At 36.4% G+C, this 25,014-nt stretch carries 26 protein-coding genes; all 26 read right to left on the bottom strand.

The features are described 5' to 3' along the window. Window positions 1-17: 17 nt before the first annotated feature. Entirely contained in the window at window positions 18-446 is a 429-nt protein-coding gene (gene fliL / locus KDN24_RS10435) for a flagellar basal body-associated protein FliL (RefSeq protein ID WP_409974795.1), read from the bottom strand. After that, window positions 436-654 carry a flagellar FlbD family protein gene (locus KDN24_RS10430; RefSeq protein ID WP_409974794.1) on the bottom strand — a complete coding sequence of 73 codons (219 nt, stop codon included), beginning with the start codon at window positions 652-654 and terminating at the stop codon, window positions 436-438. Before KDN24_RS10430 ends, fliL begins: the two co-directional genes overlap by 11 nt. Before the next feature lie 50 nt (window positions 655-704). Further along, window positions 705-1,952 carry a flagellar hook protein FlgE gene (locus KDN24_RS10425; protein ID WP_491348405.1) on the bottom strand — a complete coding sequence of 416 codons (1,248 nt, stop codon included), beginning with the start codon at window positions 1,950-1,952 and terminating at the stop codon, window positions 705-707. Between the two features lie 77 nt (window positions 1,953-2,029). After that, window positions 2,030-2,419, bottom strand: coding sequence for a TIGR02530 family flagellar biosynthesis protein (locus KDN24_RS10420; RefSeq protein ID WP_409974792.1), 390 nt, complete (start codon window positions 2,417-2,419; stop codon window positions 2,030-2,032). A 15-nt stretch (window positions 2,420-2,434) separates the two neighbouring features. Further along, window positions 2,435-3,070, bottom strand: a complete 636-nt coding sequence (flgD, locus tag KDN24_RS10415; protein WP_409974791.1) for a flagellar hook assembly protein FlgD — start codon at window positions 3,068-3,070, stop codon at window positions 2,435-2,437. Between the two features lie 14 nt (window positions 3,071-3,084). Next, a complete protein-coding gene (locus KDN24_RS10410) occupies window positions 3,085-4,368 on the bottom strand; it encodes a flagellar hook-length control protein FliK (protein WP_409974790.1) in 1,284 nt (427 codons plus the stop codon). Window positions 4,369-4,398: 30 nt separating this feature from the next. Further along, window positions 4,399-5,007, bottom strand: coding sequence for a MotE family protein (locus KDN24_RS10405; RefSeq protein WP_409974789.1), 609 nt, complete (start codon window positions 5,005-5,007; stop codon window positions 4,399-4,401). Window positions 5,008-5,015: 8 nt separating this feature from the next. After that, complete coding sequence (gene fliJ / locus KDN24_RS10400; RefSeq protein ID WP_409974899.1) at window positions 5,016-5,459, bottom strand: flagellar export protein FliJ; 444 nt, start codon at window positions 5,457-5,459, stop codon at window positions 5,016-5,018. A gap of 5 nt (window positions 5,460-5,464) precedes the next feature. Further along, window positions 5,465-6,781, bottom strand: coding sequence for a flagellar protein export ATPase FliI (fliI, locus tag KDN24_RS10395; protein ID WP_409974788.1), 1,317 nt, complete (start codon window positions 6,779-6,781; stop codon window positions 5,465-5,467). Window positions 6,782-6,784: 3 nt separating this feature from the next. Continuing rightward, a complete protein-coding gene (gene fliH / locus KDN24_RS10390) occupies window positions 6,785-7,555 on the bottom strand; it encodes a flagellar assembly protein FliH (RefSeq protein WP_409974787.1) in 771 nt (256 codons plus the stop codon). Beyond that, entirely contained in the window at window positions 7,539-8,555 is a 1,017-nt protein-coding gene (fliG, locus tag KDN24_RS10385) for a flagellar motor switch protein FliG (RefSeq protein ID WP_409974786.1), read from the bottom strand. The genes fliH and fliG overlap by 17 nt, the downstream gene beginning before the upstream one ends. 12 nt (window positions 8,556-8,567) lie before the next feature. After that, entirely contained in the window at window positions 8,568-10,160 is a 1,593-nt protein-coding gene (fliF, locus tag KDN24_RS10380; RefSeq protein ID WP_409974785.1) for a flagellar basal-body MS-ring/collar protein FliF, read from the bottom strand. A 112-nt stretch (window positions 10,161-10,272) separates the two neighbouring features. Beyond that, the gene (fliE, locus tag KDN24_RS10375; protein ID WP_409974784.1) at window positions 10,273-10,581 is read right to left on the bottom strand and encodes a flagellar hook-basal body complex protein FliE; all 309 of its coding nucleotides are present in this window, start codon (window positions 10,579-10,581) and stop codon (window positions 10,273-10,275) included. 14 nt (window positions 10,582-10,595) lie between these two features. Further along, the gene (flgC, locus tag KDN24_RS10370; protein ID WP_409974783.1) at window positions 10,596-11,054 is read right to left on the bottom strand and encodes a flagellar basal body rod protein FlgC; all 459 of its coding nucleotides are present in this window, start codon (window positions 11,052-11,054) and stop codon (window positions 10,596-10,598) included. Window positions 11,055-11,056: 2 nt separating this feature from the next. After that, window positions 11,057-11,452, bottom strand: coding sequence for a flagellar basal body rod protein FlgB (flgB, locus tag KDN24_RS10365; RefSeq protein ID WP_409974782.1), 396 nt, complete (start codon window positions 11,450-11,452; stop codon window positions 11,057-11,059). A 411-nt stretch (window positions 11,453-11,863) separates the two neighbouring features. Further along, window positions 11,864-12,643, bottom strand: coding sequence for a GTP-sensing pleiotropic transcriptional regulator CodY (gene codY, locus KDN24_RS10360; RefSeq protein WP_409974781.1), 780 nt, complete (start codon window positions 12,641-12,643; stop codon window positions 11,864-11,866). Window positions 12,644-12,788: 145 nt separating this feature from the next. Continuing rightward, entirely contained in the window at window positions 12,789-14,195 is a 1,407-nt protein-coding gene (gene hslU / locus KDN24_RS10355; protein ID WP_409974780.1) for an ATP-dependent protease ATPase subunit HslU, read from the bottom strand. Between the two features lie 17 nt (window positions 14,196-14,212). Continuing rightward, window positions 14,213-14,755, bottom strand: coding sequence for an ATP-dependent protease subunit HslV (gene hslV, locus KDN24_RS10350; protein WP_409974779.1), 543 nt, complete (start codon window positions 14,753-14,755; stop codon window positions 14,213-14,215). Between the two features lie 80 nt (window positions 14,756-14,835). After that, a complete protein-coding gene (gene xerC, locus KDN24_RS10345; protein ID WP_409974778.1) occupies window positions 14,836-15,738 on the bottom strand; it encodes a tyrosine recombinase XerC in 903 nt (300 codons plus the stop codon). Between the two features lie 55 nt (window positions 15,739-15,793). Next, window positions 15,794-17,107, bottom strand: coding sequence for an FADH(2)-oxidizing methylenetetrahydrofolate--tRNA-(uracil(54)-C(5))-methyltransferase TrmFO (gene trmFO, locus KDN24_RS10340; protein WP_409974777.1), 1,314 nt, complete (start codon window positions 17,105-17,107; stop codon window positions 15,794-15,796). A 178-nt stretch (window positions 17,108-17,285) separates the two neighbouring features. Beyond that, entirely contained in the window at window positions 17,286-19,361 is a 2,076-nt protein-coding gene (topA, locus tag KDN24_RS10335; RefSeq protein ID WP_409974776.1) for a type I DNA topoisomerase, read from the bottom strand. 250 nt (window positions 19,362-19,611) lie between these two features. Beyond that, a complete protein-coding gene (gene dprA / locus KDN24_RS10330; protein ID WP_409974775.1) occupies window positions 19,612-20,478 on the bottom strand; it encodes a DNA-processing protein DprA in 867 nt (288 codons plus the stop codon). Between the two features lie 121 nt (window positions 20,479-20,599). Beyond that, a complete protein-coding gene (gene sucD / locus KDN24_RS10325; protein ID WP_409974774.1) occupies window positions 20,600-21,502 on the bottom strand; it encodes a succinate--CoA ligase subunit alpha in 903 nt (300 codons plus the stop codon). 35 nt (window positions 21,503-21,537) lie between these two features. Next, window positions 21,538-22,698 carry an ADP-forming succinate--CoA ligase subunit beta gene (gene sucC / locus KDN24_RS10320; RefSeq protein ID WP_409974773.1) on the bottom strand — a complete coding sequence of 387 codons (1,161 nt, stop codon included), beginning with the start codon at window positions 22,696-22,698 and terminating at the stop codon, window positions 21,538-21,540. Between the two features lie 89 nt (window positions 22,699-22,787). Continuing rightward, on the bottom strand, window positions 22,788-23,075 hold the full coding sequence (locus KDN24_RS10315; RefSeq protein ID WP_409974772.1) for an EscU/YscU/HrcU family type III secretion system export apparatus switch protein: 288 nt from the start codon (window positions 23,073-23,075) through the stop codon (window positions 22,788-22,790). Beyond that, window positions 23,072-24,994: a TP0910 N-terminal domain-containing protein gene (locus tag KDN24_RS10310; RefSeq protein ID WP_409974771.1), complete on the bottom strand. Its 1,923-nt coding sequence runs from the start codon at window positions 24,992-24,994 to the stop codon at window positions 23,072-23,074. Before KDN24_RS10310 ends, KDN24_RS10315 begins: the two co-directional genes overlap by 4 nt. Between the last annotated feature and the right edge of the window lie 20 nt (window positions 24,995-25,014).

Below are 25,014 nucleotides of genomic sequence, written 5' to 3'. Positions count from 1 at the left end.
CTTATGTAAAATATTAATTATTGGAGGAGAGATTCAGTAATATACACCTCTACGACCTGACCATTTTGCATGAGGCTATTTAATTTCAACTTTAACGCCTCTTTTATTTTTGCTTGTCCATCTTTACCTTGGATTTCATTTGCTTTCATTTCGGATAATTCCTGAATAACAACATCTTTTACCTGAAATTCTCTTTTTTCCAATTCTTTTTTTGCTTTTTTACTATTTGTTTGAATTTTGAATGAAATACGAATAAAATCATTGCTTGCTAGATTTGTCGTGACTTGCTCAACATCTACTGAAGACTCTAATATTTGGTCAATTGACGGCTGTCCATTTCCTGTGTTTTCATTCAATTGTTTTAATACGACAATTAAAATCGTTCCAACTAGGGTAATGGCAACAAGCAGAATGATCATAATCGTTATTAGCTTATTATTCTTCACTTTCAGTTTCCCCCATTTGTTGCCCTAGAAGGCTGATGGATTGATAGAATTCCCTTACGAGTTCGCAAACAGAATCCTCTGGTTCCCTTACAACATATTTCCGTCCATTCGTTAACGTAATCGTCGTATCGGGAAAAGACTCGATAGTTTCAATATAAATTGCATTTAACGTAAATGGTTTACCATTTAAACGAGTGACCTTTATCAATGAATTTTCAGGGTTAAAGGCAGAACCTTCAACCCTGTCCCTCCCTTAACCTATCGTTTTAAGTTCACTAATTCTTGTAAAATTTCATCAGACGTTGTAATAATCCGTGTATTAGCTTGGAACCCACGTTGAGCCGTAATCATTTCGGTAAATTCTTCAGATAGGTCAACGTTCGACATTTCAAGCGAACCAGAAGCAATTGTCCCTCGACCTTCACCAGCTGCCCCAATATCTGCTACTCCAGAGTTGATCGTCTCTTGGAAAAGGTTCCCACCTACCTTGTTTAGCCCTGTAGTATTACTAAATTTCGCAAGAGCTAGACGACCGAGAGTTGAAACTTGTCCATTTGAATAGACGCCATTAATTTCACCCATTTGACCAATGCTAAAGCTTTCTAGCTTTCCGGCAGTATAGCCATTTGGTGCTGACATTACATTGTTTCCAACGCCTGAAACAGCTGTAAGTCCACTAAAATCTATATTGACATCAATCGTGGTAGTATCTGGTGTATCCGGATCTAAATCAATAGTTATATCTTCTGAATCTGGGGTTACAGTACCATCAGCAGCTATTGAAAGAGTAGCATCACCTGCTTTATTATCATCTTTTACATAGTCTATTGTTTTATTGTAATAAACTGACCATTCACTTGGAACCTCACCAGCTGGTGTTGTTTTTTTATAATGAACATCAATCGTATGTTCAACTCCATTATTATCAACAACTTTTATTTGCTGAGTGATAATATTTTCAGCTGATATGATTGTTTTCGGGTCTAAATTTCCTAACATCTTAATTTTATCAGTTGTCGTTGCTGGTAACTGGGCATTAACATTTATCGTTACGTCCCTAATCGCCCCAAATGGATCTCCATTTTCATTAACTTGATAGGCTTGGACTTTATATCCATCACCATTTACTAAAGTTCCATTATCATCAAGATACAGATTTCCAGCACGAGTATAATATTGTGAGTTTCCAACTTTAACGACTAAATAGCCATCACCTTGAATAGCAATATCCTCAGGTCGATTTGTCGTTTGAATACTTGAGCCTGTATGAATCGTGTCAATTGTTGAAAGGGAAGATCCTAATCCAACTTGCATCGCATTTTTACCACCGCGATTTTCTGTTGAAGCACTTGCACCTGCAATCGTTTGGCTCATTGTGTCTTTAAATGTAACACGCCCTTTTTTGAAGCCGGCAGTGCTTACGTTGGCAATATTATTACCGATAACGTCTAGCTTTGTTTGGAAATTTCTGAGTCCACTTATTCCTGAATACATTGAACGTAGCATTAAATAATTGCTCCTCTCCTATTAGCTGCTTCTGTCATTCCACAGCATTGGCTTCCTTATTCAGGTCCAGCCTGTTTTTATTGATCTAATATAATCGTGCCATTGATATTTGTGAATATTTGTGTTCGGGCTTCTTCCCGATCCATTGCCGTTATCACTGTATTGTTTTTTGCACTTACGATTAAAGCTGCATCTTTAAGCAATACGAGTGATTCATTGACACCCTTTTTTCTTGCCTCAACAACTTTGTCTCCAATTTGCTTCCAGTGAGCTTCATCAATATGTATCGCTCTTTGCTGTAGTCGTTCTTTCGCATGCTTGCTCACAATTAATTTATTATCTGATTGAAGAGCATTTTGTAAATGGGCAGCAAATTTATTGTTGCTTTGTATTTCTTGCTTGAAAGGTTTGATTTTTGGGTTAATAACGGCCTTCGATTGAATCGGATGAAAGATCATTTTATCCATTCAATCACCTTCCCCTTATTCAATTTTGATGATTTGCGAACCTGTAATCGTCGTTTTGTCATCGTCTAACTGATATTGGATTCTACCGTCCTTAAAAGATACGGATTTTATTACTGCTGTTTTTTCAGCCTTATCTTCTAAATAAGTAACATTTTTCCCAATCATCATACTTGCTTGGACAAGTGCATTTTCTTTCGATGTTTCATTTATTTGCGAAATATTCCCCGGTTCCAATTTCATACCATTATCAAGAATGAAAATAACATTATTTTCCTTAAATTGTACCGATGCAACTTTTCCAGTTCCTTCTTCGATTACTGGCATCCCATAATTATCTTTTGCTTCAGTAATTTTATGCCAAGTAATATCTTTGCCGACGAACTGGTTATAAGCAATAAGCTGACTTTGCTCTTGAACCTTCACAAACTTTTCCATCGTCTTTCCCATATTTGTGATTTGCTCTAGCGTCGAGAATGTCGCCATTTGTGCTATAAAATCCTTATCCTGCATCGGATTCGTCGGATCTTGATTTTGAAGCTGAACCATCAAAATTTTCAAGAAATCATCTTTACCTAAAATGTCAGAGCCCGTTTTTCTTTGTGATTCTTTATAACTTGATAAGTACATCGAGGAATCAATTGAATTAGTCATATGTTCATCACACCTTAAGCTTCAATATTGAGAAGTGCCTCTTCAAACGAGTCAGTAAAATCGCTCGTTTGCTGTTCGTGGGAATCCTCATGCTGTTGCCCTTGTCTTCCACCGTCTTGCTGTTGTTCCCGATTAAAAGTTCGTTCATGCTGGGTAAATTGCTGTGAAATTTCTACTCTCTCTACTTGAATGTTTTGGGAGTTGAATGCTTGCTTTAGTCCATTCAAATGTGATTCCATCATTTCCTTCGCTACAGAAGTGGATGTGAGAATACGGGCAATAATCGCCGAATCCTTTTGGATCAATTCTACTCTCAATGCTCCAAGATGCTCTGGGTTTAATTTAATAAATAATCTTTGCGTTCCACCAGCTTTAGTAAATTGGCTCCGCGATAAAATATTTTCAAACTGTTTAATCAGGTCTTCTGCAGAGACTGAACTTTTAGATTGATTCGCTAATAAAGTTAATTGCTCAGGTCGAGACATCTGTTGAAATTGCATATAACCTTGATGTGAATTTTCGGTCTTACTAAAAACTTTCGTAGTATTCTCGCCTGCTTTTTCAGCTTGAGCGGGACTTTTTTCGTTAATCTCTTGAAGCAAATTATTAAACGTTTTTTGTAAATACTCTTGTCTATTTGGTGAAGCAGAATTATTTAACAGCATTTCTAATTTCTCATTTATCGCGCGCATAAATTCATGCAACTTATCTTGATTAGCTAATGAATCTTTATTTGCCGATAATAATTCAAATAGTTTCATAATTTTCATTGCTTCACTAAAATCTTGATCAGGTTTCACTGTCATATTTTGAACTTGCAACGATAGGATCGCTTCAATCATTTGTGCAATCATTTCTTCTATACTCATTGCAAGATTCATATTTTCGGAGCTTACGTCTTGAGACGTTTTCGCGTCATTCTCAAAGTGAGAACTTAATTTCTCATACAATTTACTTAATGAATCTAAAAGCTCCTTAGATGATAAATTAAGTTGCTCCCCGATCATGTTAATAACATTAGCATCAGTTTGAAATGCCACTTTCTCTAATAGCTCCATCCCATTTTCCAGCTCAAGAATATCATTCTTTTGCAGAAAAGTAAGAAGACCTGCCAACTCCCCACCGTTTAACATAGCAGATTGCTGTTGTTCTCCTAAACTATTTTGGGCTGCAGTTGACTCGTTCCCCATTAAATTAGCAAACAGTGATCCAAAGCCTGATCCGGGTTTTCCAGTGCTACTAGGCTTAGCCCCTTGACTTAAAGCAGTATTTATTACTCCTAAGCTGCTCAATTCCATCTTTTCACCCCCTTTCAATCAAATGATTAGTTAATTAGCCGTACTATCTTCTGCCTTAACTGTCAATAATTCAGTATATCGAGCAGCTTCTTCAGGGTCCATTTTTTCCATAATTGCAGCTAATGTATCAGCCTTCACACTAGATAAAATTTGTAAGGCTTCATCTTCACCCATTTGTGTAATGATCAGAGCAGACTTTTTCGCTGAAATAGTTTCATACGTTTTGATAATATCTTTAAAAGCGCGTTTGTTTTTTTCCTTCATTTCTGTTAACTCGACAATTTCATCTTCAAGTCTTTCTTTTTCCAGCTGAGCCTTTGAAATTTCTTTATCTTTACTTTCTAATTTAGTTTGCAGCTGCGCAATTTTTGCTTCACGATCGTTTATCTCTGCCTCAAGATCAACCATTTCTTTTTCAAGGCCCTCTACCGATTTCGTTTTTTCCTCATTAAACATCGATGAGATGAACGGGATTTTTTGACCATATTCCTTTGTTAATTCAAAAACATTATAACCAAGTGAGGTCATGGCAATGAGGGCGACCGTTATGGCGAATAACAGCGGAATGACGACAACATAAATGAAGCCTTGAAACCTTGAAGTCTTTTTCGATTCTTTTTCTTCGATTATTTTTTCCACTATACCACCTAATTTCCCCGATTCATAAACTGTTGGATCGAGATATCGTCCATTTGTTTGCCCTCTAATTGCTTTTGATTTTCAGTAAACTTACTTAAATCTTTTTCTTTAATTTTTTCATACTTCTTCACTTCAATATTTTTTTCCATTAATTTTTCTTGATAAAAGTTCATATGATTCCTTGCGTTGATGACGATTTGTTGATAATGACTTATTGTTTTCTCTAAATTTTGCAAGAAATATTGATGATGTCTTATTTCTTGTACAGGTAAGCCACTCACTAACCTCGAAGATTGATGGCTCTCAAGATCTTCTTTTTTCTTTAGAAGTTCATACAGCTTTTCAGCAGCTTCCTCAAACCTTTTTACTGCCTGACTATAAATATTCAAAGCCTCATCCTTTTCTCTCTCTTTTATGACAAGGATTTTTTCAAATTTATATTGATATTGCATAGAGATCAATCACCTCTCCTGACAAGATTCGATAACTGCTGAACACTTTCCTGAAATGAGACCTTCTCTTGCGTTCCTTGTTTTAAAAATGAAATGATCGAAGGATAAAGATTAATGGCATTATCGATTTCCACAGAAGAACCTTTTTTGTAAGCACCGATGTTAATTAAATCTTCTGAGTTTATATACGTACTCAAAGCTTCACGTAAATGTTCAGCAGCGCGCACATGTTCAGGCTGAACAATATTATTCATAACCCTACTAACACTTTTTAATATATTGACTGCAGGATATTGACCTTTATTCGCCAGTTCACGATCAAGTACGAAGTGACCATCTAAAATACCTCGAACCGTATCAGCAATTGGTTCATTCATATCATCACCATCTACTAATACAGTGTAAAAAGCTGTAATTGAACCTTGTTCATTCGTTCCCGTTCGCTCAAGTAGCTTCGGAAGTACAGAAAATACAGAAGGTGTGTAGCCCTTTGTTGTTGGCGGTTCACCGATCGCCAAACCAACTTCCCGCTGTGCCATTGCGACCCTCGTAACTGAATCCATCATCAACATGACATTCATACCTTTATCCCTAAAGTACTCGGCAATGGCTGTAGCGGTATAAGCACCTTTAATTCTCATAAGCGCTGGCTGGTCAGATGTCGCCACAACCACAATTGACCTGCTTAAACCTTCTGGGCCCAAATCATGCTCGATGAATTCTCTTACTTCACGACCACGCTCACCTATTAACGCGATTACATTCAAATCTGCTTTAGTATTTCGGGCAATCATTCCTAGTAATGTACTTTTCCCTACTCCACTACCAGCGAAAATCCCTACGCGTTGCCCGTTTCCAACCGTTAATAGACTATCAATCAACCTGACTCCTACCTCAATTGCCTCTGATATTGGTGGCCTTTGCAGTGGGTTTGGTGGTGCTTGCTCTGTTGGGACTGATTTAAGCCCTTTTGGAAGTAGTGATCCATCAAGTGGCTGTCCGACTGAATCAAGAACAGTACCAATTAACTGTGCACCAACTTTTATTTCTAAAGGCTTGGAGCTCGCTTCAACTAAACTGCCTGGAGAGATATCATTAATTGTTGTATATGGCATTAATATTACATCTTCATTTTTAAACCCAACTACTTCAGCTTTAATGATTCGCTTACGTTTATTGCCAACATGAATATAACAAACATCGCCAATTGAGCTTTCTGGGCCTTGAGATTCAATCATCAATCCGACTACTCTTTTTACACGTCCATAACGTTTAAACGAATCAAGTTGATCGATTTCTTCTATTACTTCGGCAAGCTTCATTTCCTACTCACCCTCCAGCAATTCAAACAGCTTACGTTTTATTTCTTCGAGCTGGCTATCGATACTTGCATCGATTCTTCCGTTTTCGGATTCAATAAAACAGCTAGACTCATTTAATTCATCATTTGGATAAATATAGAAGCGAACTTCTTTCGGGAATAACATGACTAATTCATCCTTATTTGCGAGAAGTAAATCATAATGAACGGGATGAACGTGTAACTGAACTTCTTGATAATCTCTTGCTTCTTTTAAAGCCCGCTTCACAATGGACAGAAATTCCTCATTATGATCAGCAAGTTTTTTCCCAAGTATCTTTTCAGCAACTATTAACCCTAATTTAAGGATCTCTCTTTCAGAAGATTCGATATGCTTCTCATAATCTAATTTTGAAGAATAGACTACTTGTTTCGCAGACTGAATGATTTCCTGATACTCAAAATATCCTTTTTGTTGCCCTTCATGAAAACCAGCTGAATACCCTTCTTCACGAGCTTGCTCAGCTATTGCTTCTTTTTCAAACTGGAAGGCTTGTCTTTGTTCATCTAATTGCTGTTGTAGAGAAGCAGCTTCTTGTCTTGCTTTGGAAATAATGGTTTCGGCTTGAAGCTCGGCCTCTCTCAATACGTTTTCAATATCAATCTCATTTTCAACCGGTTCGACTTCAATTATTTCATCCTTTAAATGTTCAAATACTTTAATGGAGATAATTTTTTTTTCGTTAAGGCTAGATTCAGCCCACTGCGATTTAATGACCTTAGACAATGATATCATCTCCTCCACCACGAGCGACGACGATCTCACCAGCCTCCTCAAGGCGACGAATGATTGCAACTATTCGTGATTGAGCTTCTTCTACATCACGAAGTCTTACAGGTCCCATGAATTCCATCTCATCTTTAAAGGATTCAACCATCCGTGTTGACATGTTTTTGAAGATAATATCTTTCACTTCATCACTTGATACTTTCAGTGAAAGCATTAAATCTTCATTTTCACAATCACGGATAACACGCTGAATCGCACGATTATCAAGCGTAACAATATCCTCAAATACAAACATTCTTTTCTTAATTTCCTCTGCAAGCTCAGGATCTTGAATTTCTAACGCATCTAATATCGTTCGTTCTGTCGAGCGGTCAACTCCATTAAGGACATCTACAACCGCTTCTATCCCACCAGTCTGTGTATAATCATGTGTGACAGTGGCAGATAATTTTCTTTCAAGAATTTGTTCCACTTCATTAATGATTTCAGGTGCAGTACTATCCATAACCGCAATTCTTTTTGCGATATCTGCTTGCATTTCCTGTGGAAGCTCCGATAATATTTGTCCAGCTTGAGCAGCATCTAAATAGGAAAGGATTAATGAAATCGTTTGTGGATGCTCATTTTGGATAAAATTTAATATTTGTGTTGGATCCGCTTTTCTCGCAAAATCAAACGGTCTTACTTGTAAAGATGAAGTAAGCCTGTTAATAATAATGGATGCCTGTTCACTCCCAAGAGCTTTCTCAAGGACCGTTTTAGCATATCCAATTCCACCTTGAGAAATATAATCTTGAGCTAATGCGATATTGTGAAATTCTTCAAGAATCTCTTCCTTTGCCAATGAATCAACTTTTTTAACACTAGATATTTCTAAAGTTAGCTTTTCGATTTCTTCTTCGCTCAAATGCTTGTAGACAGAAGAAGCCACATCTGGACCGAGAGATATAAGAAGAATGGCCGCTTTTTGCTTACCTGTAAGTTCTTTTTGATCTTTTTTTGCCATTAAACTTCACTCCTAATCCTCAGAAATCCATGTGCGTAATAGCTTCGCAAAGTCCTCTGGCTTTTCCTTCGCCATTTTCTCCAACTGTTTCTTACGCATTGTACTTTCCGTTTCATGTTCTTCATTAACATCTGGAACATTAATGCTTTCTTCAAATTCCGCATTTTCTTCTTCTTGTTTTTGTTTTCGTTTTGCTCTAATGAATAAGATAACAAGCAGAGCGATAATTGCTAGCAATACTCCACCAACGATATATGCCCATAATGGCAATACTTGCTTAGCATCACTTGGAAACTCAATTTTCCCATTAAATGGTTGGACGGAAACAGCAATCTTATTATTTATTTCTTCATCTGTTAACTCAACCGCTCCAGCTTTTTTATCAATCGTAGTTCGAATGATCGTTCCAAGGATTTTTGTGATATCATCTACTCTCTCTTGTGGAAGCGAGTTAGGGTCATCAGCTACTGGAGGCTCAACCATTACTTGTATTCCTAAATCACGAATTTTATATGGGCTTTCAACAATTTCTTTGCGAATTTTATTTACTTCATTATTAATTGTTTCTTCGATTCTTTCATAATCCCCATTTGCTCCATTGCCTTCTAAATAACTTGAACCAAGAGCATCAGCAGGATCTTCTCCTTGTGGAATTCCTCCAGCTTGATCAGCATTTCCTGTAAAAGTCTCAGTAATTTTTTGAGCGCTGATGGCGATTCCTTCCATGTTTTCATCATCTACAGGGGTTACTAGATTTTCTTCCCTATTTTCCTGAGTAAAATCAATATCAGCTGATACAGAAACAACTACTTTATCTCTTCCCATTAAAGTGCCTAGCATTCCTTGAACTTGACGCTGTACATCACGTTCAATCTGCTTTTTTATTTCATGCTGTGCTGCAAAAGCAGAGCTTGGAGAAGAATCTTGGTCATTTTTTAAATCAAAATACTCAAGATTTTGGTTCATCATGACGATATTATCAATAGGAAGGTTTGGAATACTCTTCGCCACTAAATGATAAATCGCTTTAATTTGCTGTTCCTCGAATTGGTAGCCTGGTTTAGTATTAAGAATAATTGCAGCAGTGGCTTCCCCTTCGGCATCAGTAATAAAAATTCCCTTTTCTGGAAGAGTAATATTAACCTTTGCGTCTTTCACACCATCTATGCGTTTTAATAAGTTTGCAACTTCTGATTGCAACGCATCGAGGTTTAATACGTTAAACTCATTGTCTGTCATCCCTATTCCAGCGTTTTGACTGAAGAACGAATAGTCAATGCCGCCAGATTTCGGTAATCCTTCTGAAGCAAGTTCGACTAGTAAAGTTTCAGCCATTTCTTCAGGCACTCTAATAGTCGTTCCACCATTCGTGATCTCTGATTTAACTCCTCTAGCATCCAAGTTTTCTTTTATCGTACCTGTTTCAGAAGGAGATAAATCTTTATAGAGGGGCACTAATGTCGTTCTTGTTGCAAATATCGAGGCACCTACAACAATTAATAGAAACAGAAAGACGGAACCGATAAGGATCATTTTTTGTTTTTTTGTACGGTTTGTCCAATATTCTTTAGATTTTCCTATGTATTTTTGAAACAATTCCTTCATTTCAATCCCCCGGTCATTCTGTCTCATTCTTTGGCAGCTACTAACCGCAAATGACTGTAGTTTTTAGTTTTATTTTAATCTAGCAGAAGCAACTATTGCCTCTGCCTATTAATTAAACTGGCATTCTCATAATTTCTTGATATGCTTCAATCACTTTATTGCGAATTTCCAATGTTGCACTCATCGTTACACTTGCTTTTTGTGAAGCGATCATGACTTGATGTAAATCGATATTTTCTCCATTAACAAGTTTCTCCGTCATTTCATCAGATTTAACTTGTAGTTCATTCACATTATTAATTGTTTCTTTTAATACGGACGCAAAACTTTTATGTGCTTCGTATGGTGTATATGTATGGGATTGAATATTTTTCTGTGGTGTTACAGTCGGTATGTATGGTTGAAATCCAACTTTATTCATTTATTTGCTCTCCTTTACTTTCCGATTTCCAAGGCTTTCATCATCATTCCTTTTGAAGCATTGAAAACAGTAACATTTGCCTCATAAGATCTTGTCGAACTAATTAAATCAACCATTTCCCTTAACGGGTCAACATTCGGCAATTCGACATAGCCATCTTCATTTGCATCAGGATGTTCTGGATTATATACGAGCTTAAAAGGAGTATCATCCTCGACTATCCTTGTTACCTTTACTCCATTACCAATTGTGTTTTTATCACTCTTATTCATTGCGACATTTAGAAAGTTAGAGAACTGCCCTTCTTTCGGCTGAAGAACGACTGATTTCCGTCTGTATGGCTGCCATTCTCCATTCACATATTTTGATCTAGTTGAATCAACATTTGCCATATTTGATGAAATAACATCCATTCTCAGCCTCTGAGCTGATAATGCAGATGCCGTGTTATTCATGCTATGAAACATAGACATTTTTATTTTCCTCCTCTAATTACATTTTGCAAACTAGAGAACTTTCCGCTCATTCGATCAATTAATGCATTGTAATAAATTTGGTTTGTAGCTAAATCTGCCATTTCATTATCAACATCAACACTATTGCCATTATTGTTGAAGGATACATTCTTTTTTGCGACGACCCCAGGAACAATCGAAGGCCTTCCGTTAAATGTAAAATGCCTTTCATCTGTACGTCTTGCATTTAATGATTGTTCTACTGCCTCTTGCATTGAGGCTTTGAAGCTGACTGACTTTGCTTTATATCCAGGAGTAGCTTCATTTGCAATATTTTGAGAAATTACTTTTTGCTTAAGGGTAGAATAATTCAAGCCCTTTTCAATCGTTGCCATTGTATTGGAAAATAGTTTCATATGACACCTCATTTTTATGCTTTTCTATGCAAGAAAATATATGATATCTTTGTAGTTTTTTGGTGATTAAAGACAGAAAATGTCGACTTATTCATATTGTAATGAAAATGAAAAAATATGTCTATGTATAATAGGAAACTTATGGCATGACCTTCGACCCATTTTTATTATAAAATTATAATAGTGGTTTTAAAATAGGAAATCAATTTAAAAAACAACTAATTTCCGAATAATTTTATAGCTAATTTATTTAAAGTTTGGGATTACACTATATCTATATAACTTTCTAATTTACAATAGTGCTTATTACCCAAAAAGCAACCTCCTGCAAAAGTGTCATATTTTTGTAATAAACACATAAAAAAAAATCGCTTATTTTGTCGAAAAATAAGCGATTTTTTATACATATTATTAATTTGATTTTAACTTTTCTAATTCAAATAGGAACTTATCATTTAGAACTTTAATGTAAGTACCTTTCATCCCTAGAGAGCGAGATTCTATTACACCCGCACTTTCTAATTTTCTTAGCGCATTTACAATAACAGAGCGGGTAATGCCAACTCGGTCAGCAATTTTTGAAGCAACAAGCAAGCCTTCGTTGCCATTTAATTCTTCAAAAATATGCTCAATTGCCTCAAGTTCACTATATGAAAGTGAGCTTATAGCCATTTGGACAACCGCTTTACTACGAGCTTCTTCTTCAATTTCCTCAGCTTTTTCACGAAGGATTTCCATCCCAACAACAGTAGCTCCATATTCAGCAAGAATTAAATCATCATCATGGAATTGTTCCTGTAGTCTTGCTAAAATGAGCGTTCCGAGGCGTTCACCACCACCGATAATTGGAACGATAGTTGTTAACCCGTTGCTGAATAATTCTCTGTTTTCAACTGGGAATGCTGTATACTCACTATTTACGTCAATATTTGAAGATGTTTCTTGAATATTAAATAGGCTGTTCGTATAATCCTCAGGGAATTGACGCTCTTCAAGCATTTTTTTCATACGATCGTTTTCGATTTGTTGAGTTGTTGAATATCCTAAAAGTTTACCACGGCGGCTAACTACATACACATTTGCTTCGATAACATCACTTAAAGTTTCAGCCATTTCCTTAAAGTTAACTGGTTTTCCAGCTGCCCGTTGAAGCATTGCATTAATTTTTCTAGTTCTTGTTAATAAGTCCATCTTTTCTTCCTCCTATTTGCTAAAACAAAATACGTTTTTCTTAAATAAAACAACCTACACAATCGTGAAGTCATTAAATTTTTTATCCATTAAATTTGCAGAAATTTCAACTTGTCTAACATTTCACATTTAGTTGAAATATAATCTACAAAATGAACTGGCTCAAGTCTTTATTGCGTGAGATGGCTCCCAATTTTTCTTCTACGTACTGTGGAGTAATCGTAATCTTCTCCATCGAAATTTCAGGCGCTTCAAATGATAAATCTTCTAATAATTTCTCCAATATCGTATGAAGGCGTCTTGCACCAATATTATCAGTGTTTTGATTAACATCAAATGCAAATTCTGCAATTCTACGAATAGCATCGTCAGAAAATTCAATTTGTATACCTTCAGTAGCTAATAATGCCTCATATTGTTTAATTAACGCATTATCAGGTTCAACTAAAATATTGACGAAATCTTCAACTGTCAGTTTTGTAAGCTCTACACGAATCGGAAAGCGCCCTTGTAATTCAGGGATTAAATCGGAAGGCTTTGCCATATGAAAAGCTCCTGCTGCCATAAATAAGACATGATCCGTTTTCACCGTTCCATATTTCGTTACGACCGTCGAGCCTTCAACAACTGGAAGGATGTCTCTTTGTACTCCTTCACGAGATACATCTGCAGTAGACCCACCACTATTTTTACTCGCAATTTTGTCAATTTCATCAATAAAAATGATTCCTGACTGCTCTGCACGGAATACTGCTTCTTGAGTCACTTCATCCATATCAATTAATTTTTGTGCCTCTTCATTTGTTAATACTTTTCTCGCTTCCCGGACAGTCAATTTTCTCTTCTTACGACGTTTTGGAATCAATCCGCTAAGCGCATCTTGCATATTCATTCCCATCTGTTCCATTCCAGAGCCCTGTAACATATCAAACATTGATGGTTGCTGTTCTTCTAATTCTACAGTAATCATTTCATTTTCTAGTTCACTGAGCGCAAGTTTTTCTTTCACAACTTTACGTTTTGCTTGAAGTGTCAAATCATCTGTTTTAGTTGATTCATCTTCAGCTTGGTCGTTACCGCTTCCAAAAAACATCTCAAGTGGATTTTTATAATTAACCGTTTTTTTATTTGAAGGAACTAGTAACTCGACAAGAATCCTATTCGCATTTTCTTCTGCTCTTTCCTTCACACTTGCCATTTTTTCTTCCTTAACAAGTCGAACGGACGTTTCAACTAAATCCCTAACCATTGATTCAACATCTCGTCCTACATAGCCAACTTCAGTAAATTTTGTAGCTTCTACCTTTACAAATGGTGCTCCAACTAATTTAGCCATTCGACGAGCAATTTCAGTTTTTCCAACACCCGTTGGACCAATCATTAATATATTTTTCGGACTAATTTCATCACGAAGATTCTCTTCGAGCAAACCTCTACGGTAGCGGTTTCTTAGTGCTACTGCGACTGCTTTTTTTGCTTCCTTTTGACCAATAATATATTGATCAAGTCTCTCTACAATTTGGCGGGGTGTTAAATTCGTTCCTTTAATCATCGATATTCACACCTTCCTTAAAGTTCTTCAACAATAATATTTGTATTTGTATAAACACATATTTCTGCTGCCATTTCGAGAGAAGCTTTCGCAATTTCTTTTGCAGTCAGATGCTCACCAGCATAGCGTTTTAATGACCTACCAGCAGCTAAAGCATAATTCCCACCAGAACCGATGGCTAATATTCCGTCATCGGGTTCAATCACTTCGCCAGTACCAGAAATTAGCAGTAAATTTTCAGTATTCATTACGATTAACATCGCTTCAAGCCTACGCAGCACTTTGTCACTTCTCCATTGCTTTGCTAGCTCGACAGCAGCTCGTTGTAAGTTGCCGTTATATTCTTCTAGTTTACCCTCAAACATTTCAAATAAAGTGAATGCATCAGCAACTGATCCTGCAAATCCAGCTATCACCTTACCATTAAATAATTTCCTTACCTTTCGTGCTGTGTGTTTCATCACAACAGAATTACCGAAAGTAACTTGACCATCTCCTGCCATTGCACATTTGCCTTCATGATGGACAGCAAAAATCGTTGTAGCATGGAATTGAGACATAATCTTATACCTCCTGTTTCAATATTATTTATCGGCCTATAATTCTAAGTTATTAATACATATTAAAAATTGTTTCTATTTTATGCACGAGGGTGATGGGTCATATACGTTTTTCTTAAATATTCATTCGTAACATGTGTATAAATTTGTGTAGATGACAGAAAAGCATGACCTAGTAGCTCTTGAACAGTTCTCATATCCGCTCCATTTGCAAGTAAATGTGTCGCAAATGTATGCCTAAGCATGTGAGGATGGATTTTACCAGTTAAAGCAGATTGTTCAATCAGTTTATTTAATATTAATCTAATTCCTCTTGAAGTCAGCTGCCCTCCACGAAAATTAAGAAACAAAAAATCATTGACATTATTTTGATAAAGTAAACTTTTTCGTCCATTTTGGATGTAAACATACAAAGCATCAGAGGCAAAGCTTCCAAATGGAATGTATCGTTCTTTTTTCCCTTTTCCTCGAACTAATACCGTTGAGAGGCTCATATCTAAGTCTTTTAGCCGAATTTGACTACATTCACTTACACGCATTCCAGTTGCATACAAAAGCTCTAAAAGCGCTTTATTCCTTTGCCCTAATGGCGTTTCAGTCTCACAAGCTTTAAATAACTGTGATAACTCTTCCTCATAAAAAAATTCCGGCAGCTTTTTTTCAGCCTTTGGAATTGAAGCAAGGGTAAAAGGATTTTCCGCTACTATTTTTTCTCTTACAAGAAATTTATAAAAAGAACGTAAACAAGAAATCTTTCGAGCGACAGATTTTCTAGCCAATTTCTTATCATAAAGCTTAGTTAAAAATATGCGAACATCATAATATGTTACATCAGTTACATTTATTATTGCTTGTTCATTCATGAACATAAAGAATTCATCAATATCATGTTGATAATGTTCAATAGTATATTGTGAGTAATTTTTTTCAATTTGTAAATATTCAATAAACATATTTAACGAATTGTTCACATTTCCACTCATCATTGTCACCTCACAAGGGCTTCTAAATAGTATCATATTTTAAAAGCCCTTGCAATTAAACTTCCTTACTTTTCACAAAGTTCTGAATTGTATGTAATGCCCTTTTCGCATGCTCTTCATTACGTTCTTTTTTCCCTCTAATTTTGACTGGAAGTTCAGGCAATAAACCAAAATTGGCATTCATCGGTTGAAAATTTTTCTCATTTGCTGATGTAATATAGCGTGCCATGCTTCCGATCGTCGTTTCAGTTGGAAAAACGAGCGGCTCCATTCCTTGAATATAACGAGCAGCATTCACTCCAGCAACTAACCCACTTGCAGCAGATTCAACATAACCTTCCACTCCTGTCATTTGCCCAGCAAAGAATAAATCCTCGCGATTTATGAATTGATAGGTTGGACGCAACACTTTAGGAGAATTAATAAACGTATTGCGGTGCATTACACCGTACCTAACAATTTCTGCATGTTCTAAACCAGGAATAAGTTGAATGACTTCTTTTTGTGGTCCCCATTTTAAATGTGTTTGAAATCCAACAATATTATAAAGCGTACCTGCAGCGTCATCTTGACGAAGCTGAACGACAGCAAATGGTCTTTTTCCCGTTTTTGGATCTTCAAGTCCTACTGGTTTCATCGGACCGAAAAGCATCGTTTTCTTTCCTCTTGACGCCATGACTTCAATCGGCATACATCCCTCAAAGAAAACTTCCTTTTCAAATTCTTTTAACGGAACAGTCTCTGCTGTTATTAACGCTTCATAAAATCTTTCAAATTCTTCTTCAGTCATTGGACAATTTAAATAAGCTGCTTCTCCCTTGTCATAGCGTGATTTTAAATATACTTTATCCATATTAATGGAATCTTTTTCGATTATTGGTGCTGCAGCATCATAAAAATATAAATACTCTTCCCCTGACAGCGCTTTAAGTTTTGCTGATAGCGCCTCGCTCGTTAGCGGTCCAGTTGCAATAATTGTTGGTCCTTCGGGAATATCGGTCACTTCTTCATGATGAACGGTTACATTTGGATGCTCTTTTACTTTGTTTGTAACTCGTGCAGCAAATTCATGACGATCAACAGCTAGTGCCCCCCCAGCGGGAACTGCAGATGCATCTGCAGATTGTATGATAACTGAATTTAATATTCTCATTTCTTCTTTCAATACACCAACTGCATTTGTTAGTGTATTTGCCCGAAGGGAATTGCTGCAAACTAATTCTGCGAATTTATCTGTATGATGAGCGGCGGTTTGCTTTACTGGCCGCATCTCATAAAGATTTACTTGAATTCCTCGATTTGCGATTTGCCAAGCAGCTTCACTTCCAGCTAAACCTGCACCGATGACATTCACTTTTGGATATTGCATGTTGTTACCTCCAAATCTATTTCTACATTTAATATTATTGATTGCTGTATTCTGAACGCGTATCATTCATATTCTACCCAATATATTGTCCTCTAGCATTTTACAATACGAATGAAAATTAATAAAGCTTTAGCAACTAAGAATAGAAAAAAGAGTGAGCATTATGCTCACTCCTTCCTTAACTTTGCTTTTCTTCCTTATAATCACATTCAACGCATTGAACTTGAACACCTTTTTTAAGCTTCTTTTCAACTAATATATTCTCACATTTTGGACAGTTACGTGACAAAGGTTTATCCCAAGAAATAAAATCACATTCTGGGAATCGGTTACAGCCATAAAAAACTCGCCGCTTCTTACTTTTTCTTTCGATAATTTGACCTTCTTTGCATTTTGGACATTCAACACCGATATCTTTCACAATTGGTTTTGTGTTTCGGCAATCTGGAAAATTGCTGCAAGCCATAAATTTACCGTATCGACCCATTTTAAATACCATTGGATTTCCACATAGCTCACAATCTTCTCCAGCTGGTTCATCTTTAATCTCGACTTCCTGCATTTCTTTTTCTGCAATTTCTAAGTGCTTTTCAAAATCAACATAGAAATCATCGATAATTTGAACCCAGTTCACTTTTCCTTCTTCAATATAATCTAAGTCCCTTTCCATTTTTGCTGTAAATTCCACATCCAAAATATCAGGGAAGAACTCTAATATAAGTTCTAAAACAATTTCTCCAAGCTCTGTCGGTATAAATCTTTTGTTATCTAATGCAACATAGCCCCTTTTTTGAATCGTGTCCAATGTAGGAGCAAACGTAGAAGGACGTCCAATTCCTAATTCTTCAAGTGTTTTTACAAGTCGTGCCTCTGTATATCTTGGCGGTGGTTGTGTAAAATGTTGCTTCGGTTCGATATCTTTCTTAAGAACAACATCACCTTCTTGCAGGTCAGGGAGAATTCTTTCCTTTTCTTCTGACTGATCGTCTGTTCCTTCAACATAAACCTTCATAAACCCTGGAAATTTCACTTTTGAACCTGTTGCTCTGAAAATAATATCTTCGTTTTTTAAGTCTACACTCATCGTATCCATTACTGCTGGTGCCATTTGGCTTGCGATAAAGCGCTCCCATATCAATCGGTATAATCGCAATTGATCACGTGAAAGAAAATCTTTTACACTAGCAGGCTCCCTAGAAACACTAGTCGGCCGAATGGCTTCGTGAGCATCTTGAGAGTTTGATTTTTTCTTTTCCTTTTTCTTCTCTGTCGGCAGAAATTCTTTTCCATATATTTTTTCAATATATTGTTCAGATTCCCCTAAGGCAACTTCAGAAATACGTGTAGAGTCTGTTCTCATATATGTGATTAGACCGACAGTGCCTTCTTTACCTAAATCGATCCCCTCATAGAGCTGCTGCGCTAACATCATTGTCTTTTTAGCACGGAAGTTCAATTTTCTCGCCGCTTCTTGCTGTAAGGATGAAGTTGTAAATGGAGCAGCTGGGTTTCTCTTTCGTTCTTTTTTCAGAACGGAAGAAACGATAAATTTATTCCCTTTCATTTTGCTTAGAACATTCTCAACTTCATCTTTTGATTTCAACTCGAGTTTTTCATGGTTGATCCCATAAAAAGTAGCTTGAAAATGATCTTTTCCCTTTAGGAAATCTCCATCTATTGACCAATATTCTTCTGGAATAAAAGCCTTAATCTCTTTTTCACGATCAATGATGAGACGAACTGCAACTGATTGAACTCTACCAGCACTTAATCCCTTTTTCACTTTTTTCCATAGTAATGGACTAATATTATATCCTACAAGTCGATCTAGCAGCCTTCTAGCCTGCTGAGCATCGACGAGATCCATATTAATCGGCCTTGGATATTTAAAGGATTCTTTGATGGCATCCTTTGTTATTTCATTAAATACTACACGACAATCTGAGGATACGTCCATATTCAAACTTTGTGCTAAGTGCCAAGCAATTGCCTCACCTTCACGGTCAGGGTCAGCTGCAAGATAAACTTTTTTTGCTTTTTTGGCGGCCGTTTTTAGCTCTTTCAAGACAGGACCTTTTCCACGAATCGTAATATATTTCGGTTCAAAATGATTTTCTATATCAACACCCATTTGGCTTTTTGGCAAATCTCTAACATGCCCCATGGATGCTTTCACTTTATATTTTTTTCCAAGATAACGCTCAATCGTTTTTGCCTTTGCTGGAGACTCAACGATTACTAAAAACTCCGACATTAATAGGCCTCCTTAAGAGGAAATTTTTGCAACCGCTATATTTGTTATGAAATATCACCTATTATTGTACATCTCTTTTGTTTTTGTCAAATTATTAGTGAAAATCATCTTTTAAATCGGTTGTGTTTATTTTCGAACATCTGTTGCAAAATGTATAACAAATTGGAAACTTTTTCAACCCTTTTTAATTTTTTTTGAAAAGCTTTCCTTTATTTTTAGAATTATACAGCAAATTTTCAAAAATAATACATTAATAATGTAATTCTTCTAAAATATCCTCTGGGCATTTCACTAACTTTGCACCTTGCTGGATTAGTTCATTCGTTCCATTCGAAAATGTACTGAATATGCTACCTGGCAATGCAAATACCTCTCTTCCTTCTTGAACAGCATAATTTGCTGTAATTAAGGAACCACTTTTACTTTTTGCTTGAATAATTAACGTTCCTCTACTTATTCCACTAATCACTCTATTTCTCAATGGAAATTGCCAACGAGTTGGTTTTACATCTGGTGGAGATTCAGAAATGATTAAATGATTTTTCATTAGTTCAAAAGCTAGCTTTTTATTGACTTCAGGATAAATATGATGCAAGCCACCCGCAATGACAGCAATTGTTTTTCCACCAAACCTAATGGCGGAACGGTGAGCAATTGCATCGATTCCAGTAGCTAATCCGCTAACGATCGTAATCCCATTTTCAATTAGTTTAGGAAATAAATAATTAATGGCATTTTCACCATATTCCGTATACTGTCTAGCTCCAACAACTGCTAAATGCAAGCCTTTGTTTAACAAAGAGAGGTCACCTTTTGCATACAAAACCCATGGCGGCTGATACGTTTCTTTTAGTAAGCTAGGGTATCTCTCGTCAAATAGAGTAATCATTTGAATTCCATTAAGTGGATACTGTTTGATTTGTTTTGGGAGAAACTCTGATTGTAGATCATAGAATGTGAATGGGGAAGTTGGATAGGCTTGTAGAAGCGTCTCTTCGTGGGTTAGTTTATAGAGGTTTAAAAGCTCAGGATCAGCTTTTAATATATGATAGATGGTTTCCCAGCTTATCCCCCTGCAATGATGTAAATGAGCAAGCCTTAATGTAAATTCATCCATTTAGAATCCTCCTATACTATTAAAAGTTTATTGAACAATGAAGTGAATGAGGAAATATGCAAAAATAGCCCCCCCTAGAAAGGGGGACTTTAGCCATGTATTTATTAAAAAAATAATGTTCTTAATGCGTTTTACACTTTTCGTAAAGCCCTTTTTCCTTCAGAACTTTAATTAATGTTTCACCCATAACAGAAGGTGTTTCAGCTACTTCAATTCCACATTCATTCATGATGCGGATTTTTTCATCAGCTGTTCCTTTACCACCTGAAATGATGGCACCAGCATGGCCCATGCGCTTCCCTGGAGGTGCAGTACGTCCACCGATAAAGCCAACAACAGGCTTCTTCATATTCGCTTTAACCCATTCTGCCGCTTCTTCTTCTGCCGTTCCACCAATTTCACCAATCATGATAACTGCATATGTTTCAGGGTCTTCATTGAAAGCCTTTAAAACATCGATAAAGTTCGTTCCGTTTACTGGATCTCCACCAATACCTACTGCAGTTGTTTGGCCAATTCCGGCTTGAGTAAGTTGATGCACTGCTTCATATGTTAATGTTCCTGAACGAGAAACAACACCAACATGGCCTTTTTTATGAATGTATCCAGGCATAATTCCAATTTTACATTCATCAGCAGTTATGACACCAGGACAGTTTGGTCCAACAAGACGTGTTTTCTTACCTTCCATATAACGTTTTACCTTCACCATATCCAATACAGGAATATGCTCTGTAATACAAATCGCTAAATCAAGCTCAGCATCAACTGCCTCTAAAATAGCATCTGCAGCAAATGGTGCGGGAACATAAATAACAGAAGCAGTGGCTCCAGTCGCTTTAACCGCTTGCTCAACAGTATTGAATACAGGTACTCCTTCAACCTCAGTGCCACCTTTGCCTGGTGTTACACCACCGACGATTTTTGTACCATATTCAAGCATTTGTTTCGTATGGAAAAGGGCAGTAGAGCCTGTAATTCCTTGTACGATTACTTTAGTATCTTTGTTAATAAATACGCTCACTTTAATTCTCCTTTCTTGTACCCAATAACGTTAAATTATCCAACTAATGAAACGATTTTTTGTGCGCCATCAGCCATAGAATCAGCTGCAATGATTTCAACATCTGACTCAGCAAGAATTTTCTTACCTAATTCAACATTTGTACCTTCTAAGCGAACAACTAAAGGCACACTTAAACCAACTTGCTTTGCTGCTTCTACGACACCTGTTGCGATAACATCACATTTCATTATTCCACCAAAGATATTAACAAAAATACCTTTTACGTTTTGGTCAGAAAGGATGATTTTGAATGCCTCCGTTACTTTCTCTGCTGTTGCACCGCCCCCAACATCAAGGAAGTTTGCAGGATCTCCACCATAATGTTTAATAATATCCATAGTAGACATCGCTAAACCTGCTCCATTAACCATACAACCAATATTGCCATCTAAAGCTACATAGCTTAAATCGTATTTTGAAGCTTCAATTTCTTTCGGATCTTCTTCCTCAAGATCACGATATTCTAATATATCTTTTTGACGGTAAAGAGCATTTGAATCAAAGTTTAATTTCGCATCTAATGCCATTACTTTGCCGTCTCCAGTCACAACTAATGGATTGATTTCAGCAATTGAACAATCCTTCTCGATGTAAGCTTTATATAAGCCCATCATAAACTTTACTGCTTGTCCAACAAGCTCTGATGGAATGTTAATATTAAAAGCAATACGGCGCGCTTGGAATGCTGTTAACCCAACAATCGGATCAATTTCTTCTTTAAAGATTTTTTCAGGCGTCTCAGCTGCTACTTCTTCAATTTCCGTTCCACCTTCTTCTGAAGCCATTAATACAACACGTGAAGTTGCACGATCTAATACTAAACCAACATAGTATTCTTTTTTGATATCGCAGCCTTCTTCAATTAATAAACGCTTAACTTCTTTGCCTTCTGGACCTGTTTGGTGCGTAATAAGCGTTTTTCCGAGAATTTCATTCGCATATGTACGTACTTCATCCAAATTTTTGGCAACTTTAACGCCACCAGCTTTTCCACGACCCCCAGCATGGATTTGTGCCTTAACCACACAAACTTCTGTACCTAATTGTTTTGCCGCCTCTACTGCTTCATCAACAGAAAAAGCAACTTTACCATTCGGTACTGCTACCCCATATTTTCTGAGGACTTCTTTCCCTTGGTACTCATGAATATTCATTTCCATCCTCCTATCAATCTCTTTAAAAATAGACTGCGCTTCCATTTTATTAAATGACAGAAACCTTGTCCACCTTTATTATAGAAATATTATTTTTTTCCACTAGCAGCTTGGTCAGCTTTATAAATAAAAGCAAACACTTCGGCAACGGCTTGATATAGATCTTCAGGAATTTGTTCATTTATATTAAGCTTCCCAAGCAATTCTACTAATGATCCATCTTCATGTACAGGTATATTATGCTCATTCGCACGTTCAAGAATACCTTCCGCAATTAATCCCTTTCCTTTTGCTAAAACACGCGGAGCATCTTGTCTAGATTTATTATATGATAAAGCTACAGCTTCCTTTCTTATTTCCCTCTCCATATTTTTCATATTCGATAATCTACCCCACTAACTGTATTTGGTACGATCATCGTTGAAAGTACATCATTCACTTCATCTAATTGCTTTTGTTCTGCTGGTTGTTCAAATGTTACAGATGAAAGCTGATAATTTAGGCTTGATAATCCTTCTTTTAAGTGAAGAATAAATGGTGTTGCAAGTGATTTTAAATCCGTTCGCTCGTTAATGATGGCAAGATTCATAATTCGATTTTGCACCTGCAAATCAATGATTGTTTCTTGTAAGTAATCAAGATCCAAATAAAAAAGTACACGACAAAAATTAGAATCAATTTTGCCATCAGCCGTTTTTCTTCCGCTCCATTGCATCGTCAAATCTGTTTTTTTCTCCCAAAATGATAAGGGAATTTGAAACACATATTGTTGAACGGGCCCTGCTTCCTGTGAGAGAACTTGATACCCTGTAATTTTCAACATTAATTTTTCTGCAGCTTCTTTTATTGGTACAGCTACTTCCTCTTTTAATAGCTGCATTAACAACGGTTTCAGTGCCTCTAATTTAGCGATACTCTCGCCATTTTGCTGTTTTAAGAGATTAGCTAGTTCATGCTCATAATTTAGACCTAATCCTTTAATTAAGGCTTTCATATGCTCTTTAACGGCTATAGAATCATCCCATCTTACTGTTTCAATTTGAATTTCATCACGAATTTTTGTGAGCAATACTTGCTCTTCATTTGATAGAGCTTTCGATAACGTACTATGCGACAGCGAGAAAGCTTGTTCTAACTGCTTAAAGCCAGTTTCCACAGAAAGATTAGATGATGGCAGTGAGAGAGCAATATTCTTACTTAATGACGGTGAACTATCTATAAAAAGAGCGCGAAAAATCTCTTTCTCTAGTGAAAGAAGTCTGCTTTCATCTAGAGGAACAGTCAGCTGGTTTGCTCTAACACTACTTAAGATTTTTTGCCATTCATTTAAATAATTATTTTGTATATTTATATCTGGGGTGTTTTTTAGATGATTCATCAGCTTTACAACCGATAATATGAACCCTTCACGATTCCCCATATTATTCTGGTTATTGATATCATTTAATAATTGCGGATCAAATGAAGTCTTCCCATTTTGTAAGGATGAAATTTGTCGTTCATTATTCAGCCATTTAGCCATTACTTGATTTACTGTCTCCTCATTCGAAGCTGTCTTACTAATAAAACCAAGATTTTGCAGGAGTTTGAAGGCAATATTTGAGTTATTGCCGGAGGTGAGCCATTCACTCGTAATTTTAGCAAAACCGATATTGTTAACCTTTTCTTTCTCCGTCATCGTTATTTCGTTTAGCAAGGATAATAATTTTTCTGAATGATTTGCTGTCTGCTCACTCATTAATTGCGTTTGCAAATTAGCTAATAATGTGGAAAGTGACTCATTTTTTATGACGGTCGACAACGAAAGAAAGACATCTTTCGTAAAAGGTAACTGCTTTGATAGCATTAGCTTTATTACTTGAAGTCCATCTTGTAGTGAATCACTTTGCTTCAACCATTCTGAAGCAGTCGCAATTGAATCTTTTGTGACGGGAAATTGTTCTTTTAAAAATAATTGAATGACGGAAAGATTATCTTTTGAAATAGGAAGATTAAATTGTTTTAATAATGATTCGATAGAGGGAGATTTCCCATTTTCATTTAAAGTTTCCAATACGCGCAGGTGAATCTTCCCTTCACCAGCCTGAACTTGAAACCAATGACGGTCAGAAACAGATAAGGAGGTTTCTAAGTGAGCAATAATTTTTTGAGAACCAACTTGTACTTCTGCAATTTGATTCGGATATAGCTTTAATACTTTCCCACTAAATATTTGTCCTGTTCTAAATGATAATGTCCTATTCTCCGAAGTCTTCCCTTGGCTCAATATTGTTTGACCAATGCCTAAAGGATTCATATCTTCACCTACCTAATGTA

Origin of the sequence: Cytobacillus sp. Bva_UNVM-123 (assembly GCF_046351715.2) — a bacterium.
Taxonomy (GTDB): domain Bacteria; phylum Bacillota; class Bacilli; order Bacillales; family Cytobacillaceae; genus Cytobacillus.
This window is presented reverse-complemented; position numbering and strand designations above follow the sequence as displayed.

What these genes read in the sequence shown, in the direction of transcription:
- KDN24_RS10315 (WP_409974772.1), bottom strand. Translation starts at nt 23,075, where the DNA reads ATGAAAAATATGGAGAGGGAAATAAGAAAGGAAGCTGTAGCTTTATCA.
- fliF (WP_409974785.1), bottom strand. Translation starts at nt 10,160, where the DNA reads ATGAAGGAATTGTTTCAAAAATACATAGGAAAATCTAAAGAATATTGG.
- KDN24_RS10410 (WP_409974790.1), bottom strand. Translation starts at nt 4,368, where the DNA reads ATGGAATTGAGCAGCTTAGGAGTAATAAATACTGCTTTAAGTCAAGGG.
- fliG (WP_409974786.1), bottom strand. Translation starts at nt 8,555, where the DNA reads ATGGCAAAAAAAGATCAAAAAGAACTTACAGGTAAGCAAAAAGCGGCC.
- flgC (WP_409974783.1), bottom strand. Translation starts at nt 11,054, where the DNA reads ATGTCTATGTTTCATAGCATGAATAACACGGCATCTGCATTATCAGCT.
- fliH (WP_409974787.1), bottom strand. Translation starts at nt 7,555, where the DNA reads ATGATATCATTGTCTAAGGTCATTAAATCGCAGTGGGCTGAATCTAGC.
- fliJ (WP_409974899.1), bottom strand. Translation starts at nt 5,459, where the DNA reads ATGCAATATCAATATAAATTTGAAAAAATCCTTGTCATAAAAGAGAGA.
- KDN24_RS10420 (WP_409974792.1), bottom strand. Translation starts at nt 2,419, where the DNA reads ATGGATAAAATGATCTTTCATCCGATTCAATCGAAGGCCGTTATTAAC.
- flgD (WP_409974791.1), bottom strand. Translation starts at nt 3,070, where the DNA reads ATGACTAATTCAATTGATTCCTCGATGTACTTATCAAGTTATAAAGAA.
- hslU (WP_409974780.1), bottom strand. Translation starts at nt 14,195, where the DNA reads ATGATTAAAGGAACGAATTTAACACCCCGCCAAATTGTAGAGAGACTT.
- dprA (WP_409974775.1), bottom strand. Translation starts at nt 20,478, where the DNA reads ATGGATGAATTTACATTAAGGCTTGCTCATTTACATCATTGCAGGGGG.
- KDN24_RS10425 (WP_491348405.1), bottom strand. Translation starts at nt 1,952, where the DNA reads ATGCTACGTTCAATGTATTCAGGAATAAGTGGACTCAGAAATTTCCAA.
- sucC (WP_409974773.1), bottom strand. Translation starts at nt 22,698, where the DNA reads ATGAATATTCATGAGTACCAAGGGAAAGAAGTCCTCAGAAAATATGGG.
- hslV (WP_409974779.1), bottom strand. Translation starts at nt 14,755, where the DNA reads ATGTCTCAATTCCATGCTACAACGATTTTTGCTGTCCATCATGAAGGC.
- flgB (WP_409974782.1), bottom strand. Translation starts at nt 11,452, where the DNA reads ATGAAACTATTTTCCAATACAATGGCAACGATTGAAAAGGGCTTGAAT.
- xerC (WP_409974778.1), bottom strand. Translation starts at nt 15,738, where the DNA reads ATGAGTGGAAATGTGAACAATTCGTTAAATATGTTTATTGAATATTTA.
- trmFO (WP_409974777.1), bottom strand. Translation starts at nt 17,107, where the DNA reads ATGCAATATCCAAAAGTGAATGTCATCGGTGCAGGTTTAGCTGGAAGT.
- codY (WP_409974781.1), bottom strand. Translation starts at nt 12,643, where the DNA reads ATGGACTTATTAACAAGAACTAGAAAAATTAATGCAATGCTTCAACGG.
- fliI (WP_409974788.1), bottom strand. Translation starts at nt 6,781, where the DNA reads ATGAAGCTTGCCGAAGTAATAGAAGAAATCGATCAACTTGATTCGTTT.
- KDN24_RS10310 (WP_409974771.1), bottom strand. Translation starts at nt 24,994, where the DNA reads ATGAATCCTTTAGGCATTGGTCAAACAATATTGAGCCAAGGGAAGACT.
- fliE (WP_409974784.1), bottom strand. Translation starts at nt 10,581, where the DNA reads ATGAATAAAGTTGGATTTCAACCATACATACCGACTGTAACACCACAG.
- topA (WP_409974776.1), bottom strand. Translation starts at nt 19,361, where the DNA reads ATGTCGGAGTTTTTAGTAATCGTTGAGTCTCCAGCAAAGGCAAAAACG.